This window comes from Bradyrhizobium sp. 138, assembly GCF_023074075.1.
Lineage (GTDB): Bacteria > Pseudomonadota > Alphaproteobacteria > Rhizobiales > Xanthobacteraceae > Bradyrhizobium.
Map to the genome: position 1 here is coordinate 44,357 of NZ_JADPKT010000072.1, position 17,527 is coordinate 61,883.

Below are 17,527 nucleotides of genomic sequence, written 5' to 3' on the forward strand. Positions count from 1 at the left end.
CGCCATGGCCAACGAAGCATTTGCCCTTTCGCCTATGTCGGCCCGCGCGGCCGAGCCGAACGAGCAGGATTACGAGGCGATCCGCGAAGCCTTCATGGAGACCGCGCGCGGCCGCTGGTTCCTTGGCGAATACGCCAAACGCAACCGCAATGCGGACACCCGCATGGTTCTCGATGCGGTCGCGAAGATCGAAGAAACCCTTGCGGCGCAGCGACAACCCGTCGTCGAAGACCGCCTGCCCGACGCATTGGTCGAGATCCGCCGCGCCATCCGCGAAGCCGAGACCATCGCGATCGCCGCGTTCGACCCCGCAGCGATCGAGGCCAGCCTCGCGGCGATTCCGCGCGGCGTGCGCATCATCAAGGAGATCTCGTGGCGCTGGCGCGAGATCGGCGCCGACGGGCGAATCTGCGACCTCATTGATTCGCAGCTCGCCTCGATAGAGGCCGCCTGCGGACAGGTTTCGACCATTGACCCCCGGGTCGAGCTCAAGATTGCCTTCGATCTGCTGAGGGATCGGGTCGAGCAGACCGACGTCGGCGCAACGCCGCAGGCGGCGCCTTCGGCTCCAGCGCAAGAGGCGCCCTCACCCGCCGCTGAAGCCCCGCCTGTCGAGACCGCGCCTGCAGCAGCCGCAGCGGCAGAGATGGCCAGCGAAGCGCCCGTGGCTTTTACGGAGTCGCCGCCGGACGTCGCGGCAGCTGCCGAGCCCGATGCCGCCGTTGAAGTGGCCGGCGCCACCGAAGCGTTCGCCGAGACCGAACAGGCACCGCAGGCGGCCGTCGCTCCGGAGGTTGCGGCCGAAAGCGAGATCGCCGTCGAAAACGCCGCGCTCGACCATGTCGGGCCGGAAGATGCCCGGCCGGAGGCCGTCGCGTTTTTTGAAGAGCCGGCCACGGACACCGCCGCCTTCGCGGAAGACGCCGACGCGAATGCCGCTGACGCATTCGCGCTCGACGCTGCCGCGCAAGCCGAGGACGACGCCGTGCTCGAGGCCATCGCGCTGGAGATGGCCGCGCCCGATCCCGAGTTCGACGAGATCATCGCGCCGGTCGAGATGGAAACGGCCGTTCCGGAGCCGAGACCCGCGGAGACCGCAGCACCGGTCGCCGCCGAGCTTCGGGATCCGGTCGCTTCTCGGCCGATCGTTGCCCCGGCGATGGAAGAGCAGGCCGCGGACGCACCGATCGCGATGGATTCGCTCGCGCGCCTCACCGACGCCATTGCGGAAGCCGCCGCCGAAGTGATGGAGCAGCAGGCGATGGCGGCGACGGCGACATTCGCCACAGCGCCAACGGCGTCGCTGCCACCGATGCCCTCGCCGCTGTCCGGATCCTCGACCGAGTTCTCGCTCGGCGCCACCATCCTCGCCAGCGGCATTCTGCAGAAGCCCCGCGCCCCCGCCAACGATCCCCTCGCGCCGATCCGCCGTATGACCCAGGCCGAAAAGATCGCGTTCTTCTCGTAAGGGCGAGTGCGTGTCCCGGACAAGCTGCAACGCGCGAGCGTTGCAGCGCAGAGCCGGGACCGAGAAGCGCCGAACTTCTGTGCAACATGGGCCCCGGCTCAACAGCGCACCGCTGAAGGAGCGCTGCGCTGCGTCCGGGGCACGAGGCGAGCATTGAGGCGCACACACTCTCGCCGCATCGTCGAAGCCTCATCACCCGCAATTCCACACCGCTCCGATCGGCGTACGCGTCCAGCACGGACCAAAGCTGCCGCCGTTGTAGCGGCCGCCGTTGAAACCCGGGCGGCCGAAATAGTGCCACTCGCCGTCCCAGCGGTAATATTGCGGAACCGGGTCGATGTACCAATGGCGCCGGTCGGCGCGCGACATTCGGCGCATCGCGTCCTTCTGCTTGTAGAGCGGAATGCTGTTGCTCAGCGGCTGGCGATAACCCGGCAGGAAGCCGTAGCCTTTCCAGACCGGCTTGGGACGCTTCTGCACGGGTTCAGCGGGCGCGACGGCCGGCAACAACGACAGGATGAATGCAACAGACAGGCACATAAGGCGAGACATGAATCGACAATAATCGGCCGGTTGTGCGGAGGCCATTCAAATTCAAGTGCAGAATTCTCGGCAACCTTGAATGATTCCGCCTAACCGATCACGCCCTTCCTGATCAGGAAGCAGCCATAGCCCCTGCTGTCGCCGACCTGCACGACGCCGAAACCCGCCGCCGCCGCGCGATAGAAATCCGCCCGTGAGAGCTTGCCGGGACTGACGGGACCGCCGCTGGCGCGTTCGATCTCGGCCAGCACGGCGCGCTGCACATCGGGCACACGGTCGGGATTGTCGACCGGCATCATCACGCGCACCGGGTCGGGATCGAAATCATCGAGCGGATAGACCGACATGATGGCGCGGACAGCCGTCTCCATCGTCATGCCCGGCAGCTGGATCAGGCGCTGCGACGACGTAGAGCGGGCGATGTGCGTGGCCGGGTGGTTGGCGTCGACGACCACGAGGTCGTCGCCGTGGCCCATGGAGGCGAGCAGCCAGAGCAGGTCGGGCGTCAGGATCGGATCGATCGATTTCAGCATGTCCGGCGGTTCCTGTTATCGGTCGTTCACCATAGCAGGTTCCAAGCGTGATTCAGATCACATCCGCCGCCATGGTGATGGGGATCACGGACCTCAAACTCGAACGCGGCCAGGCTTCCTCGCAACCAATCTCGCATCGAGATCAGTGCCAAAGGAGCACGCCATGTTCCGCCTCAAGCCTTTCCTGATGACGGCTAGCCTCGTGGGAAGCCTGTTCGGCTTCGCCTGCGAGCCCGTTTCCGCGCAGGTCGCCCCGGTCCAGCCTGCCCCCACCGCGCTGCAAGGCCCGGAGCAGCGGGTGGCGCTAGTGATCGGCAATGCGAACTACCAGAACGCGCCGCAGCTTGCGAACCCCGACGACGACGCGCAATCGATGGCGCAGTTCCTGAACTCCGCCGGCTTCGAAGTGGTCTCGGCAACCGATCTGACCCAGAACGACATGCTCCGCGTCGTCCAGGACTTCTCCGCCAAGGTCACGTCGCGCGGTCCGAACACGGTGGCGATGGTCTATTACGCCGGTCACGGCGTGCAGCTCGCCGGTGAGAACTATCTCGTTCCCGTCGATGCCAAGGTGTCGAGCCCCACCGAGCTCGTCAACAATTCGGTGCGCCTGGTCGACGTGATGTCGACGCTGGAGACGATCCCGAGCCGCATGCGCATCGTCATCCTCGACGCCTGCCGCAACAACCCGTTCCCGCAAGTCAACGATGCCGGCCGCGGCCTTGCCATTGTCGATGCGCCGAACGGCTCGATCGTCGGTTACTCGACCGCGCCCGGCGCCGAAGCGCTCGACGGCACGGGCGGCCACAGCCCCTACACCCAAGCCTTCCTGAACGTCGCGCGCGAGCCCAACGTGCCGATCGAGCAGCTGTTCAAACGCGTGCGCCTGCAGGTGAACCAGACCACCAGCGGCGCGCAGATCCCGTGGGAGAGTTCGTCGCTGACGAGCGACTTCACCTTCTTCGGCGATACCGCCGTCGCCGCCAACCGTGCGCCGGTGAAGGCGCCCGTCGTACAGATGGCCTCCAACCTGCCGAGCCGCTCGACGCGCCAGGCCTATGACTACGTCGTGTCCGAGGGCCGGCCGGAATATTATCAGGAGTTCATCCAGATGTATCCGCACGACCCGCTGTGCGACCACGTCCGCTGGCTGCTCAACAACCTTCTGCTCTCGCAGGCCTGGCACAAGGCGGTGCTGGTGAACTCGCCCGTCGCGTACAAGAGCTTCTACGACAGCTACGGCAACAGCCCCTATGCGCAAGTTGCGCTGAAGCTGCAGGCGCAGCCGAAGCAGATTCCCTTGATGCAGGCGACCAAGTTCCTGGCGCCGCAGAACATTGCCCCGACCTTCAAGATCGGCAATCTCGGCCAGCCCAAATACATGCCGTTGCAGCAGGGTAATGGTGGGCCGCAGATGGGCGGCAACGTGCCGGTCGTGCAGAAGCCGGTCGACGGCAATGTCATCGGCAAACCCGGCAATGGCGGCCAGATCGTCAACCTGCCCTCTGGCAATAACCAGCCGAACGGCACGCCGTCGCAGATCCCGGGCAAGATCGTCACCCTGCCCGCGCCGACCAACACCAACACGAATGGCGGCACCGGCAAGATCGTGACCCTGCCCCCGACCGCCAACACGCCGAATGCCAGCAACGGCAAGCCGGGCAAGATCGTGAGCATGCCGGTGAATGTCGGCAAGGGCGGCGCGAACGTCGAGTCGAAGCCGGTCAATGTTCAGACGCAGAACAATCCGATCCGCATCAACAACGGCGTGAAGATCACCAACAATCCGGTGAGCAAGGTGCAGGTCCAGAACAACGTGCAGAACAACCGTCCGCAGCTCAACACCATGCCGAGCCGCATGGTCAACAGCAACACCAACTTCCGCCAGTCGATGAACCAGGCGCCGAGCATGAGCGGCGGCAACAATCGCCGGAGCTTCATGCACTGACGGTGCGCAAACGTAGGCAAGACAAAGGGCGGAGCAGCGATGCTCCGCCCTTCTTCATGCGAGGGATTCGAACGTGGCGATTGAAATCAGGCCACCAGCTCCGCGAACAGATCGGCATCGACATTGCCGCCGGAGAGCACGATGACGACGTTCTTGCCGGCAACGTCGAGACGTCCCGCAAGCAGCGCGGCGAGACCGACCGCGCCGCCGGGCTCCACCACGAGCTTGAGCTCACGATAGGCGAAGGCGACGGCGGCACCGACTTCGGCATCCGACGCAGTGACGCCGCGTGCGAGCAGCTTGCTGTTGATCGCAAACGTCATCTCGCCGGGGATCAGGGCCATCAGCGCATCGCAGATGGTGCGGCCCGCGGGCGGATGCGGCTCGCGATGGCCTGCGGTCAGCGAAATGCCGTGATCGTCGAACGCCTCGGGCTCGGCCACGACGATCTGGGCCTGCGGATAGCGCGCCTTCACCGCCGTCGCGACGCCCGCGATCAGGCCGCCGCCGGAGGCTGGCGCCACCACGATGTCGGGGCTAAGGCCGAGCGTTGCCATATCTTCCGCGATCTCGCGGCCGGCGGTGCCCTGGCCCGCGATCACGAAGGGATCATCGTAAGGCCTGACCAGCGTCGCGCCGCGCTTCTCGGCGATGCCGCGCGAGATCGCCTCACGATCGTCCTTGTCGCGATCATAGAGCACGACCTCGGCGCCGTAGGATTTGGTGCGCTCGCGCTTCGACAACGGCGCGTCCGCAGGCATCACGATGGTCGCCTGCATGTCGAGGATTTTTGCCGCCGCCGCCACGCCCTGGGCGTGGTTGCCGGAGGAGAACGCGACGACACCGCCGGCGCGCTTATCCTGCGGGATCGAGAACACTTTGTTGAAGGCGCCGCGGAACTTGAACGAGCCGGTGCGCTGGAGCATCTCCGGCTTCAAGAACACCTTCGCACCGACGCGCTCGTTGAGCACGGGAAAGGACAACAGCGGAGTGCGGATGGCGTAGGGCGCGATCACGCGCGCTGCGGCATCGATGTCGGCAGGGCCGATCGGGAGGAGCTGTTCGGTCATGTCCGAGCTTATCGCGGCCGATGAGGCCCGGGCAAGACACCTGCGCGCGGGGATTTAGGCCACGAAGCGCGGCTGTTCCGCACCGGTCCGGCCCGGCAGCACGGCGCCAACCGCCTCGATGCTGGCCACGAAAGCCCTCGCCGAGGCCTCCCAGGTATAGTTGGCGGCGAAGGCCACGCAGTCCTGCCGGGAGATGTCGAGTGCGGCGAAACAGGCGCTGCGCAGATCGTGATCGAGAGAGCCGACCGGCGCATTGCCGATCACGTCGCGGGGGCCCTTCACCGGGAAGGCGGCCACCGGAAGGCCGCTTGCCAGCGCCTCCAACAGGACCAGGCCGAACGTGTCGGTCTTGCTCGGGAACACGAAGACGTCGGCCGCCGCATAGATGTCCGCCAGTTCCTCGCCGTGCTTCTCGCCGAGGAAGATCGCATCGGGATAGGCCTCTTCCAGAGCGGCGCGTGCCGGGCCGTCGCCCACGATCACCTTGGTGCCGGGCAGATCGAGGTCGAGGAACGCTTCGAGATTCTTCTCCACCGCAACGCGGCCGACCGACAGAAAAACCGGCGCCGGCAGGCAGAGGTCGATAGCGCGGGGATGGAACAAATGGGTGTCGACGCCGCGTGGCCATAGCACGACGTTGTCGAAGCCGCGGTCGGTCAGCTCGCGCGCGAGCGCCGGCGTTGCCGCCATCACGGCGCGGCTGGGGCTGTGGAAACGGCGCAGCGCCCGCCAGATCAGCGAGCCCGGAACCGGCACGCGGGCGCGGATATATTCGGGAAAGCGGGTGTGGAAACTGGTCGTGAACGGCAGCCTGCGCTGGCGGCAATAGCGGCGGACCATCAGGCCGATCGGCCCTTCCGTTGCGATGTGGATGCTGTCGGGACGCGCCTCCTCGATCAGCTCTACGATCCGCGCCGGGCGCGGCATGGCGAGGCGCACGTCGCGATAGCTCGGCATCGCAAAGGTGCGGAACGATTGCGGCGTCAGGAACGCGAATTCGACGCCGAGACTTTTGCCGGCATCGGCGAGTTTGGTCAGCGTCCGAACCACCCCGTTGACTTGCGGGTGCCAGGCGTCGGTCGCGACCAGGATGCGCATCAGGCGGCCTCTGTCATGCAGCTCTGGCTGCAACCTGCGGGACGGTTGCCGGCTTCTGCAAATGATCCGCCCAGGTGATGATCTCGAAATGACCGTCATCGTGCTCGACGAGCGCGGTGCAGCTCTCGACCCAGTCGCCGCAATTCATGTAGCGAATGCCGCCCTCGTCGCGGATCACGGCGTAGTGGATGTGGCCGCAGATCACACCGTCGGCGTCGTAGCGTCGCGCCTCGGCGGCGAGCGCCTGCTCGAACGCGCCGATATAGTTGACGGCGTTCTTGACCTTCTGCTTGGCCCATTGCGACAGCGACCAATAGGGCACGCCGAACAAGCGCCGGAAGAAATTGACGAAGCGATTCATCTGGATCGCGAAGTCGTAGGCCTTGTCGCCGAGATGGGCGAGCCAGCGCGCGTTCTGCACTACGAGATCGAAGATGTCGCCGTGGATGACGAGATAACGCTTGCCGTCGACGCCAGTGTGGACGGTGTTCTCGACCACGTCGATGCCGCCGAAATGCGTGCCGTAATAGTTGCGCAGGAATTCGTCGTGATTGCCGGGGATGTAGACGACCTTGGCGCCCTTGCGGGCCTTGCGCAGCAGCTTCTGTACGAGGTCGTTGTGCGATTGAGGCCAGTTCCAGCTCGATTTCAGCGCCCAGCCGTCGACGATGTCGCCGACGAGGTAGATGGTATCGGCATCATGGTAGCGCAGGAAGTCGAGCAGAAGATCGGCTTGAGAACCGCGGGCTCCGAGATGAACGTCGGAGATGAACAACGTGCGAAAGCGCCGCTCCGGGCTCTCGTCACTCACATCGTAACTTCCCATGCGTCAGCCTGTAACAATGTCCCGTGACAGGGGAATGACCGATTGAACCCTTGAGGCACCTTCAGATACGAATCACGCCTTGCCTCGCCCACCCCGCGAATATCAGTCGGATGCGACAATCAGGCGACATGGCGCCGCAGGGGGTGGATCAGATTGACACTGGAAGCCGCGAGAACAGGTGCGCTCCCTCTCCCGCTTGCGGGCCCGCTTGCGGGAGAGGGTTGGGGAGAGGGTGTCTCCCCAATCGATAGTCTCCGTGTGGAGAGAGCCCTCACCCGCGCCTTCGGCGCGACCTCTCCCGCAAGCGGGAGAGGTTGAGCAAGCCCGCGTCAGTAGAACTTGTGGAAATGATGGATCGGGCCGTGGCCGTGACCGACGGTGAAGCGGTCGGCAGCGCCAATCGCGGCGCCGATCCAGGCCTTGGCGTTGCGCACGGCGCTTTCCAGATCCTCGCCTTTGGCCAGCCCTGCCGCGACCGCCGAGGACAGCGAGCAGCCGGTGCCATGGGTGTTGCGGGTGGCGAGGCGAGGCGCGGCGAGCGCGATCGTGTGGTCGGCGTCGATGAGATAGTCGATGCTGTCCGCACCCTCACCGTGCCCGCCCTTGATCAGGACCGCACGGCAGCCGAGCGCCAGCAGGCGCCGCCCCTGGCTTTCGATCTCGGCCTCGCTTGCCGCGACCTGCTCGTCGAGCAGCGCCGCAGCCTCCGGCAGATTGGGCGTGATCACGGACGCCAGCGGCATCAGCCGGGTGCGCAGGGCGTCGATGGCCTCGGATGCCAGCAGGCGGTCACCCGATGTCGCCACCATCACGGGATCGAGCACCACGTGCCCAGGTTTCCAGCGCGAAAGCGCCGCCGCGATCGCATCGATGCTGGCGACTTGGGCCACCATGCCGATCTTCACGGCACCGACCTCGAGATCGGCGAACACGGCATCGATCTGTGCGGTGACGAAGTCGGCAGGCACGGCGTGAATGCCGGTGACGCCGCGCGTGTTCTGAGCCGTCAGTGCCGTGATGGCGGAAGCGCCATAAACCCCGAGCGCGGCAAAAGTCTTCAGGTCGGCCTGGATGCCGGCGCCGCCGCTCGAATCGGAACCGGCGATGGTGAGTGCGACCGGGTTCGTCATCGCCGGGCACATTTGCTGGATAGGGACACCGCCATGGCCTGTCCTAGCGCGACCGTGGAACACCGGCAAGCGCGCCGAGCCCGCGGCCGACCGTGATTCGCGATACCGTGGCGCGCTCGCCGAATCAGGCGGACATTGCGGGGCTCGCCCCGCAATGGTGCGGGCTTAAAAATGCAACCACGCCGGAGCCTTGGTATAGTCGTGAACCTGCTTCGCCGATGAGAGGTGGTGGAACTATTTGCGGGCCGCCCGGCCGCAAGCCGCCTGGAACGGAATCTTGGGGTGGAACGATGTGGGCCTTTTTTGAACGTCTCCTCGACTCGTCCATGCTGTCACCGCACGGCATCTGCCTGTTGTGGGAGCCTGAGCTGATCTGGCTCCACGTCGTTTCCGACGTCTGCATTGCCGCCGCCTATTTTTCGATCCCGTTTGCCCTCGCGATCCTGGTCACCAAGCGGCGCGACCTCAAATTCGGCTGGGTCTACTGGGCCTTCGCGATCTTCATCATGGCATGCGGCCTGACCCACGTGCTGTCGATCTACACGCTCTGGGTTCCGGTCTACGGCATCGAGGGCATCGTCAAGGCAGCGACAGCGGTGGCATCCGTGGTCACGGCGGGCGCGCTCTGGCCGCTGCTGCCGAAGATCCTGGCGATCCCCTCGCCGTTCGAGTTGCGGCAGGTCCAGGCCGCGCTCGAGGAGGAGGAAATCAAGACCCGGGACGCCACGCTGCTGCTCCAGCAGGTCAGCGACGCACAGCGCGCGATGCGCGAGAGTGTGGCGCGCCTCACCGCGATCGTCGAGACCGCCGTCGACGGCGTCATCCTGCTCGATGCGCAGGACCGCATCCTGCTGTTCAATCCGGCCTGCGAGCGCTTGTTCGGCTACTCTGCCGACGAGGTGATGGGCCGGAACGTCGGGATGCTGATGCCCGAGGCCGGCGCTGCGCCCGACAGCCACGCGCGGCATTTCGCGACCGCGGGCGAGGCCATTGGCCTGCGCAGGGACGGATCGACCTTTCCGATGGAGCTGTCGGTCGGCCAGGCGCGGCAGGACGGCGAATTGATCTTCGTCGGCATCGTCCACGACCTGACCGCGCGCAAGCTGACCGAGCGGCAGCTGCAGCAGGCGCAGAAGATGGAGACGGTCGGTCAGCTCTCCGGCGGCATCGCTCACGACTTCAACAATCTCCTCACCGTCATCATCGGCAACGCCGAGCACTTGAGCGAGCAGCTCAAGGCTCGGCCCGATCTGCGACGCTTTGCCGACGACATCTGCCAGTCGGGCGAACGGGGCGCCGAGCTGACGCAGCGGCTGCTCGCATTCAGCCGCCGCCAATTGCTGCAGCCTCAGTTGATCGATTGCCGCGGCCTGCTCGATTCCATGTTCAAGCTGCTCAAGCGCACCTTGCGTGAAGACATCGAGATCAGGACGAGCTCCGGCCCCGGTACGATCGTGGCGTTTGCCGATCGCGCCCAGCTCGAATCCGCCGTGCTCAATCTCGCGCTCAATGCGCAGGATGCCATGCCTGCAGGAGGACATTTGTCGCTGAGCACGGAGCTGACCGCGATCGACGAGGACTATCGCGTCCTTCACCCCGAAGTCGCAGCCGGCCCTTACGCGTTGATCTCGGTCACTGACGACGGCGAAGGCATGACAGCTGACGTCATCGCGCGCGCGTTCGAGCCGTTCTTCACTACCAAGGAAGTCGGTAAAGGCTCGGGTCTCGGCCTCAGCATGGTCTATGGCTTTGCGAAGCAATCAGGCGGCCATGTCTCGATCTACAGCGAGACAGGCCTTGGGACGACGGTCCGGATCTATCTGCCGCGCGCCGACACCGGACAATCGCAGGCCGACCTGTCCGATGGCGAGGACGCAGCGCCGCGAGGATACGAGACGATCCTGATCGCCGAGGACGATCCGTTCGTTCGCTCCTCCGTCATTCGCAGGGTGGAAGCGCTTGGATATCGCGTCGTTGCCGCGGTCAACGGCAAGGAGGCCTTGCAGCAGCTGCGCACCGACCCCAGCATCGACATGCTGTTCACCGATATCGTGATGCCGGGCGGCATGAGCGGCTGGGAGCTCGCCGATCAGGCGCGGCGGATTCGTCCCGCGCTGCCGGTCCTGTTCACCTCGGGCTACGCACTGGAGACCCTGGTCGAGCAGGGCCGTGCGCATGCGCAGGCGATCGTGCTGACCAAGCCCTATCGCAAGGTCGAGCTCGCCCAGCGGCTCAGGGATGCATTCGCCGCGGCGGTCGTGACGTCCTGAAATTCCGACCGGCATCTGGCGGCCGGCAAGTCCGCTTGCTAAACCATGCCGGTTTTGGCCTATTAGCCGCCAGATACGCTTTCGGAGTGCCCGCGATGGTTCCTTTTTTCGTCCAGATCAAATGCAAGCTCGGACAGTCCTATACGGTCGCCAATGCGCTTGCCGAAGCCGAGATCGCTTCCGAGATCTACTCCACGGCCGGCCAATACGACCTCCTGGTGAAGTTCTACGTCGACAAGGACACCGACATCGGCCATTTCGTGAACGAGAAGGTGCAGGTGCTGCCGGGCATCCAGGACACCCTCACCATCATCACCTTCAAGGCGTTCGGCGCGAGCTGAGCTCGTAAGCTAACCGGCTTCCTTGCCAGCTTCCTTGCGCTTGGGCCGCGGCGGCCCCTCCACCGGCGGCAGCGATTTGAGGTAGTCCGCCATCGCCGCAAGGTCCTCGTCGGACAATTGCGAGGTGTTCTTGATCACACGCCTCATCGCGCCGCCGACGCTGTCGCCGTCGGGCAATTCGCCGTTTTTGAGGAAATAGGCAATATCCTTCGCGCTCCACTCGCCGAGGCGCTTCTGTGTGATGTTGGGCACCCAGCCCTCGCCTTCCGGATTGGGCCCGCCGGCAAAGCGCTGCCCCGAGCGGATGCCGCCGAGCGCGTTGCGCGGGCTGTGGCATTCGGCGCAATGGCCAAAACTGTTGACGAGATAGGCGCCGCGATTCCATTGCGGCGACTTCGCACCGTCGGCAATCAGCGGCTTGTCGTCCAGAAACAGGAATTTCCAGATCCCGACATTGCGGCGGATGTTGAAGGGAAGGCTCATGTCGTGGTCGCGCACCTTGCCGGTCACAGGCGCAAGCGTCTTCAGATAGGCGAAGAGATCGAGCACATCCTCGCGCCTTGCGTGCCGATAGGACGTATAGGGAAAGGCAGGAAAATAATGCTGCCCGCCCGGCGAAACGCCGAGCATCACCGCGTTGACGAAGTCGGTGTCGGTCCATTTGCCGATGCCGTCATTCGGGTCGGGGGAGATGTTCGGCGCGTAGAACGTTCCGAACGGCGATTTGATCGCGACGCCGCCGCCGAGCCTGACACGATCGGGCTGGTCGGGCGTGGCATGGCAGGACGCGCAGCCTCCGGCGTTGAACATCGCCTCGCCATTGGCAAGGTTTGCCACATGGGCCGGCGCATTGCCCGCCGCTGCCACCACCGGCGCGCTGAGCCACCAATAGACGCCCGCGGCAGCGAGCGCAGCGAGCAGCCCTCCGAGAATTGTTCGTTGCAACATGCAGATCCATTCACGCGTCGCGGCAAACTTATGCCCGATATCGTCGCGGCTCCAACCACGAAGAATTTAGCCCGCCCTCGCCGGAAACGGGAATAAACTGAAATGCCGGCTGTTGGAAGTTTGTCAGCCCAAACGGGTTCAGCAGGGAGAATGTCATGAACAAGACCGTCATCGCCGTGTTAGCGCTCGGTGCCGTCGCTTTTGCGGGCCCAGCCACCGCCGAAAAGCTGAAAGCAACGCTCGACGGCAAGTCCGAAGTGCCGGCAACAACCACCAGCGGCACCGGAACCGCCGATCTGGATTATGATGCCGCCAGCAAGAAGCTGTCCTGGACCGTCACCTATTCCGGGCTCTCCGGCCCTGCGACCGCCGCGCATTTTCATGGGCCTGCGGAGGCCGGCAAGAACGCCGGCGTCGCAGTCGCGATCCCGAATGCGACGGCGAGCCCGGTGAAGGGCGAAGCGGTGCTCACGGACGCGCAGGCCGCCGATCTGCTCGGCGGCAAGTACTACATCAACATCCACACCGCGGCCAATCCGGGCGGCGAGATCCGTGGTCAGGTGACGAAGTAAGCCCAATGCTGCTTCGCCGTGCGAAGGCCGGACGCAGGAGGGGCGTCCGGCCTTTTCGATTCGGGGTGCGCTCTAAAGCATGATCCGGAAAAGTGCGCAGCGGTTTTCCGAAAAGATCATGCTCAAACAACAACCTAAAGCGCGATGGCGATTCATCCTAACCGCATCGCGCTTTAGGCCGCGTTCAGCGCCTGCGTGAGGTCGGCGATCAGGTCCGACGGGTTCTCGATGCCGATCGACAGCCGGATCGTGGAATCGAGCACGCCGATCTTCTGGCGGATGTCGGCGGGAACGCCGGAATGGGTCATGGTTGCAGGCAGGCTCGCGAGCGACTCAGTGCCGCCGAGACTCACCGCCAGCTTGAGGATCTGCAGTGCGTTGAGGAATTTCACGGCGGCCTCCTTGCCGCCGACGATGTCGAAAGAGAAGGTGGAGCCCGCCCCCAGGCACTGCCGCGCGAACGCACGGCCGGCCGGCGACGTCTCCTCGTGATGACCGAGGTAGTGGACCTTGGCGACCTTGGGATGATCGCGCAGGAAGTCCGCAACGAGGCGCGCGTTGCTGTTGGCCTTCTCCATGCGCAGGCTCAATGTCTCCAGCGAGCGGTTGATCATCCAGCAGGAATGCGGATCGAGCTGGGTGCCGATGGCGCCGCGCAGCGCCTTGATGCCCTTCATGATCGCCTTCGAGCCGAGCGCTGCACCCGCGATCAGATCGGAATGTCCGCCGACATATTTCGTCAGTGAATACAGCGAAATATCAGCGCCGTGCTCGATCGGCCGCTGAAACACCGGCCCGAGCAGCGTATTGTCGCAGGCGATGATCGGCGTGTGCCCTTGCGCCTTTCCGATGGAATCGGCGACACGGCGGATCATGGCGATGTCGACCAGGCCGTTGGTCGGATTGGCCGGCGTCTCGATCAGGATCATCGAGACGCGACCCTTGGCCATGGCCTCTTCCGCGGCCTGCTTGACCGCGGCTTCGTCGATCCCGTCGGCGAAGCCGACGGCGCCGATCGACAGGCGCGCCAACGTGTTGGTCAGCAGCGTTTCGGTCCCGCCATAGAGCGGCTGGGAGTGCAGGATGACGTCGCCGGGGCGGACGAAGGCCAGGATCGTGGTCGCGATCGCCGCCATGCCGGACGAGAACAGCGCGCAGCTCTCGGTGCGCTCGTAGATCGAGAGCCTGTCCTCGACGATCTCGCTGTTGGGATGATTGAAGCGCGAATAGACCAGGCCCGCGCCCATGCCCTCCGGCGGCTCGCGCCGGCCGGCAACGAAATCGAAAAAGTCCTGCCCGTCATCGGCCGTCCTGAACACGAAGGTGGAGGTCAGGAACACCGGCGGCTTGATCGCGCCTTCCGACAGCTGCGGATCATAGCCATAGGTCAGCATCAGCGTCTCGGGATGCAGCATGTGATTGCCGATATGCGTCTTCGACGGAAACGGTTTTGCCATGGCCTGTCTCGCTGTTGATTGAGATCCTCGCCGCGCGCTGGAACTCCTGATGTCATGCACTCGGGAACAGGATGCGCCGACTCGCATCAACGCCGCGGCCGTCGGTACGAAGATAACTGCTCCGGCAGCGATCCGTCAGACCTTGCGAACAGAAAAGGGCGGTCGCTTTCGCAACCGCCCTTCGATTCCCGTAGCCCGGATGAGCGAAGCGACATCCGGGTTAGGTCCATCAACTCGCACAGGCTTCCCGGATATCGCTTCGCTCATCCGGGCTACGAAGCCTCTCTTCGGCCTCAGCCGTTCTTGACGCGGTAGGTCTCGTGGCAGCCGCCGCATTCCTTGCCGATGGCCGGCATATTCGCCTTCAGCGAGTCCAGGTCCTTGATCTTGCCCTTGGCTTCGCCGACGAGCTTGGCGAAGCCTGCGATCTTGGCGTCGAAGCCGGCCTTGTCCTCCCAGACCTTCGGCGAGGTCGAGTAATCACCGTCGAGCTTCACCCCCTTGGCGCTGGCCGGAAACAGATTCGGCAGCTTCTTGGCGGTATCTTCGAACTGCGCCAGCGCGCTGTCCACGGTGGCCTGGTCGTAGGGCTTCTCGCCCTTGACCATCGCCGACATCGCGCCGGCGTTCTTGCCGTTGCCCTTCATGAGGGTCTGGACCTCCTTGACGGCGTCCTGTTGCGCCCAAACGGCGCCCATCCCGAGCAGCAGCGAGCCCCCAACAACCAACACTCGCTTCATTCGCAAAATCCCCTTCGCTGAGACAGGATCGTGCCGACCCCACATTGAGCCAACCCCGACTGGCAGTTTTCATTCCATCCAGAGCGCGACGATAAATCGGCGCACCCTGGATCATTGGCCGAGCCCGCAAAACGCGTTCCGCGTTTACTTGGACTTACAGGCTGTGACGGCGGTGGTGCTCGTTGATGGCGATCCACACTCGCTCCGGGGTTGCCGGCATGTCGATGTGGTCGATCTTGTATTCGCGCCAGAGCGCATCGACGATGGCGTTGACGACGGCCGGACAGGAGCCGATCGCGCCGGCCTCGCCCGCCCCCTTCACGCCCAGCGGATTGGTCTTGCAGGGGACATTGGCGGTCTCGAACACGAAGGCCGGGCCGTCCGCCGCACGCGGCAGCGCGTAGTCCATGAAGGTTGCGGTGATGAGCTGGCCGTCACTGGGTCCATAGACCACCTGCTCCATCAGCGCCTGGCCGATGCCCTGCATGGCGCCGCCATGCACCTGGCCGGCCAAGAGCAGCGGATTGAGCGTCTTGCCGAAATCATCGACGATCACGTAGTTGACGATCTTGATGATGCCGGTGGCCGGATCGATCTCGACCTCCGCCAGATGCGTGCCGTTCGGATAGGTGCCGTCGGCGCTGGCGAAGGTCGCGCTGCCGTTCAGCTTCGACGGATCGGCGCCGGGCCGCTTGGCGAGGTCTGCAAAGGAGATGGAGCGGTCGGTGCCGGCGATCCGGATCACACCATCGGTGATCTCGAGGTCCCCGGCGCTCGCTTCCAGCGCCTGCGCTGCGAACTCCTTCAGCTTCTTGCCAAGCTCGCCCGCAGCGCGCTCGACGCAGACACCGCCGGTCGGGATCGAAGCCGAGCCGCCGGTGCCGAGGCCCGTCGCGATCTCGCCGGTGTCGCCCTGGCGGATATGCACGCGCTCCGGCGGCAGGCCGAACTGCTCGGCGACGATCTGCGCATAGGCGGTCTGATGGCCCTGCCCGCTCGATTGCGTGCCGATCAGGACAGTGACATCGCCACTGGGATCGAGGCGGACGTTGGCCGTCTCCTCACCCATCACGCCGCAAATCTCGACATAGCTCGCAAGACCAATGCCGCGGATCAAACCCTGCTTCTTGGCCGCCTTGGCGCGCTTTGGAAACTCCTTCCATTCCGCGATCTCCATCGCGCGCTTGAGATGCGCGGCGAAGTCGCCGGAATCATAGACCTTGCCCGTGGCCGTCTTGTAGGGCAGCGCCTTCGGTGGGATGAAATTCTTGCGGCGGATCGCATCCGGCGTCATGTCGAGCTTGCGCGCGCAGGCGTCGACGAGGCGCTCGATGACATAGGCGGCCTCGGGCCGTCCGGCACCGCGATAGGCGTCGACCGGCACGCTGTGGGTGAAGATGGTGCGCACGCGGCAGTGAAAAGCCTGGATGTCGTAGAGGCCCGGCAGCATGCCGGCGCCGCCATGGGGAATGTAGGGGCCGAAGGTCGACAGATACGCGCCCATGTCGCCCATCAGGTCGCAATCCATCGCGAGGAATTTGCCGTCTTCAGTCAGCGCCATCTTCGCGGTGGTGACGTTGTCGCGGCCCTGCGCATCGCCCATGAAATGCTCGGTGCGGTCGGCCGCCCATTTCACCGCCTTCTTCAGTTGCCGCGCCGCGACCGCCATCAGGGCGTATTCCCGATAGGGAAACAGTTTTGTGCCGAAACCGCCGCCGACGTCGGGGCAGATCACCCGCATCTTGTCGGTCGGGATGTTGAGCACGTTCTGGCAGAGGATGTCGCGCAGGCGATGGCTGCCCTGGCTGCCGACGGTCAGCGTCAGTTGATCGCGCTTGGCGTCGTATTCGCAGACCGCCGCGCGCGTCTCCATGAAGTTCGCGACCACGCGCGGGTTGACGATGGAGATTTCGGCGACCGCATGTGCCTTGGCGAAGGCAGCTTCCGTCGCGGCCTTGTCGCCGATCGAGACGTCGAACAGCACGTTGCCGGCCTTGTCCGGCCAGACCTGCGGCGCCCCCTTCTTGACGGCGTTGACGACGCCGGTCACTGACGGCAGCGGGCTCCATTTGACGTCGATCGCCTCGATCGCGTCGCGGGCCTGATCAATGGTCTCGGCGACGACGAAGGCGACGGCATCGCCGACATGGCGCACTTCGCCCGCAGCCAGGATCGGGTAAGGCGGGCCAGTAAACGGATCAGTCTCGAGATTGAACAGGCAGGGCAGATTGCCGAGATCCCCAACGTCATCGGCGGTCAGGATCAGCGCGACGCCGGGAAGCCCGCGAGCACGGCTCACATCGACGGTGTATTTGGCATGCGCATGCGGCGAGCGCAGCATCAGGCAGCGCAGCGCGGCCTGCGGCGCGTAATCGTCGGTATAGCGGCCCTTGCCGCGGATGAGCGCGTCATCCTCTTTACGCAGCACGCTTTGGCCAACGCCGAACTTGATGGGAGCCGCCATTTTATCTTCCCGTTCTCATGGTTGTTTTGCCGGCATATTGCCGTGGAAAAACTGGCAAGGCAAACGGGTTTAGGTGGCCGTTCCCATGGAGATCGATGATTCGAGGCGGCCCTCGCCGG

The 17,527-nt window shown here is 64.8% G+C and carries 15 protein-coding genes; 5 read left to right on the top strand and 10 right to left on the bottom strand.

The features are described 5' to 3' along the window. Positions 1–4 precede the first annotated feature (4 nt). Positions 5–1,468: a hypothetical protein gene (locus IVA79_RS24440; protein WP_247557667.1), complete on the top strand. Its 1,464-nt coding sequence runs from the start codon at positions 5–7 to the stop codon at positions 1,466–1,468. Between the two features lie 192 nt (positions 1,469–1,660). On the opposite strand, the gene IVA79_RS24445 is transcribed toward IVA79_RS24440, so the two are convergent. Together IVA79_RS24445 and IVA79_RS24450 are read right to left on the bottom strand one after the other, a co-directional pair. Next, positions 1,661–2,020: a hypothetical protein gene (locus IVA79_RS24445; RefSeq protein ID WP_247557669.1), complete on the bottom strand. Its 360-nt coding sequence runs from the start codon at positions 2,018–2,020 to the stop codon at positions 1,661–1,663. 80 nt (positions 2,021–2,100) lie between these two features. After that, positions 2,101–2,544 (bottom strand): RbsD/FucU domain-containing protein, encoded by a 444-nt coding sequence (locus IVA79_RS24450; RefSeq protein WP_247557671.1) that lies wholly within the window; start codon positions 2,542–2,544, stop codon positions 2,101–2,103. Positions 2,545–2,707: 163 nt separating this feature from the next. Here IVA79_RS24450 and IVA79_RS24455 point away from each other — a divergent pair, with 163 nt between their 5' ends. After that, positions 2,708–4,492 (top strand): caspase family protein, encoded by a 1,785-nt coding sequence (locus IVA79_RS24455; protein WP_247557673.1) that lies wholly within the window; start codon positions 2,708–2,710, stop codon positions 4,490–4,492. An 86-nt stretch (positions 4,493–4,578) separates the two neighbouring features. Here IVA79_RS24455 and IVA79_RS24460 read toward each other — a convergent pair whose 3' ends face one another. From IVA79_RS24460 to thiD, 4 genes are all read right to left on the bottom strand, one after another. Further along, positions 4,579–5,562, bottom strand: coding sequence for a threonine/serine dehydratase (locus IVA79_RS24460; RefSeq protein WP_247557675.1), 984 nt, complete (start codon positions 5,560–5,562; stop codon positions 4,579–4,581). Positions 5,563–5,616: 54 nt separating this feature from the next. Continuing rightward, the gene (locus IVA79_RS24465) at positions 5,617–6,660 is read right to left on the bottom strand and encodes a glycosyltransferase family 1 protein (protein WP_247557677.1); all 1,044 of its coding nucleotides are present in this window, start codon (positions 6,658–6,660) and stop codon (positions 5,617–5,619) included. A gap of 13 nt (positions 6,661–6,673) precedes the next feature. Then, positions 6,674–7,486 carry a UDP-2,3-diacylglucosamine diphosphatase gene (locus tag IVA79_RS24470; protein WP_247557679.1) on the bottom strand — a complete coding sequence of 271 codons (813 nt, stop codon included), beginning with the start codon at positions 7,484–7,486 and terminating at the stop codon, positions 6,674–6,676. Between the two features lie 329 nt (positions 7,487–7,815). After that, on the bottom strand, positions 7,816–8,616 hold the full coding sequence (thiD, locus tag IVA79_RS24475; RefSeq protein WP_247557681.1) for a bifunctional hydroxymethylpyrimidine kinase/phosphomethylpyrimidine kinase: 801 nt from the start codon (positions 8,614–8,616) through the stop codon (positions 7,816–7,818). Between the two features lie 326 nt (positions 8,617–8,942). Between thiD and IVA79_RS24480 the strand changes: the two genes are divergently transcribed. Both IVA79_RS24480 and IVA79_RS24485 read left to right on the top strand, forming a co-directional pair. Next, entirely contained in the window at positions 8,943–10,886 is a 1,944-nt protein-coding gene (locus IVA79_RS24480) for a PAS domain-containing sensor histidine kinase (protein ID WP_247557683.1), read from the top strand. A 95-nt stretch (positions 10,887–10,981) separates the two neighbouring features. Beyond that, the gene (locus IVA79_RS24485; RefSeq protein ID WP_018317369.1) at positions 10,982–11,227 is read left to right on the top strand and encodes an Lrp/AsnC family transcriptional regulator; all 246 of its coding nucleotides are present in this window, start codon (positions 10,982–10,984) and stop codon (positions 11,225–11,227) included. Positions 11,228–11,236: 9 nt separating this feature from the next. Here IVA79_RS24485 and IVA79_RS24490 read toward each other — a convergent pair whose 3' ends face one another. After that, entirely contained in the window at positions 11,237–12,175 is a 939-nt protein-coding gene (locus IVA79_RS24490; protein ID WP_247557685.1) for a cytochrome c, read from the bottom strand. 155 nt (positions 12,176–12,330) lie between these two features. Here IVA79_RS24490 and IVA79_RS24495 point away from each other — a divergent pair, with 155 nt between their 5' ends. Next, a complete protein-coding gene (locus tag IVA79_RS24495; protein ID WP_247557687.1) occupies positions 12,331–12,747 on the top strand; it encodes a CHRD domain-containing protein in 417 nt (138 codons plus the stop codon). A gap of 173 nt (positions 12,748–12,920) precedes the next feature. Here IVA79_RS24495 and IVA79_RS24500 read toward each other — a convergent pair whose 3' ends face one another. The 3 genes from IVA79_RS24500 to IVA79_RS24510 form a co-directional block, all read right to left on the bottom strand. Continuing rightward, on the bottom strand, positions 12,921–14,204 hold the full coding sequence (locus tag IVA79_RS24500; RefSeq protein WP_247557689.1) for a cystathionine gamma-synthase family protein: 1,284 nt from the start codon (positions 14,202–14,204) through the stop codon (positions 12,921–12,923). Between the two features lie 293 nt (positions 14,205–14,497). Next, a complete protein-coding gene (locus tag IVA79_RS24505; RefSeq protein ID WP_247557691.1) occupies positions 14,498–14,944 on the bottom strand; it encodes a cytochrome c in 447 nt (148 codons plus the stop codon). A 154-nt stretch (positions 14,945–15,098) separates the two neighbouring features. Continuing rightward, a complete protein-coding gene (locus tag IVA79_RS24510) occupies positions 15,099–17,408 on the bottom strand; it encodes a xanthine dehydrogenase family protein molybdopterin-binding subunit (RefSeq protein WP_247557693.1) in 2,310 nt (769 codons plus the stop codon). Positions 17,409–17,527: the final 119 nt, after the last annotated feature.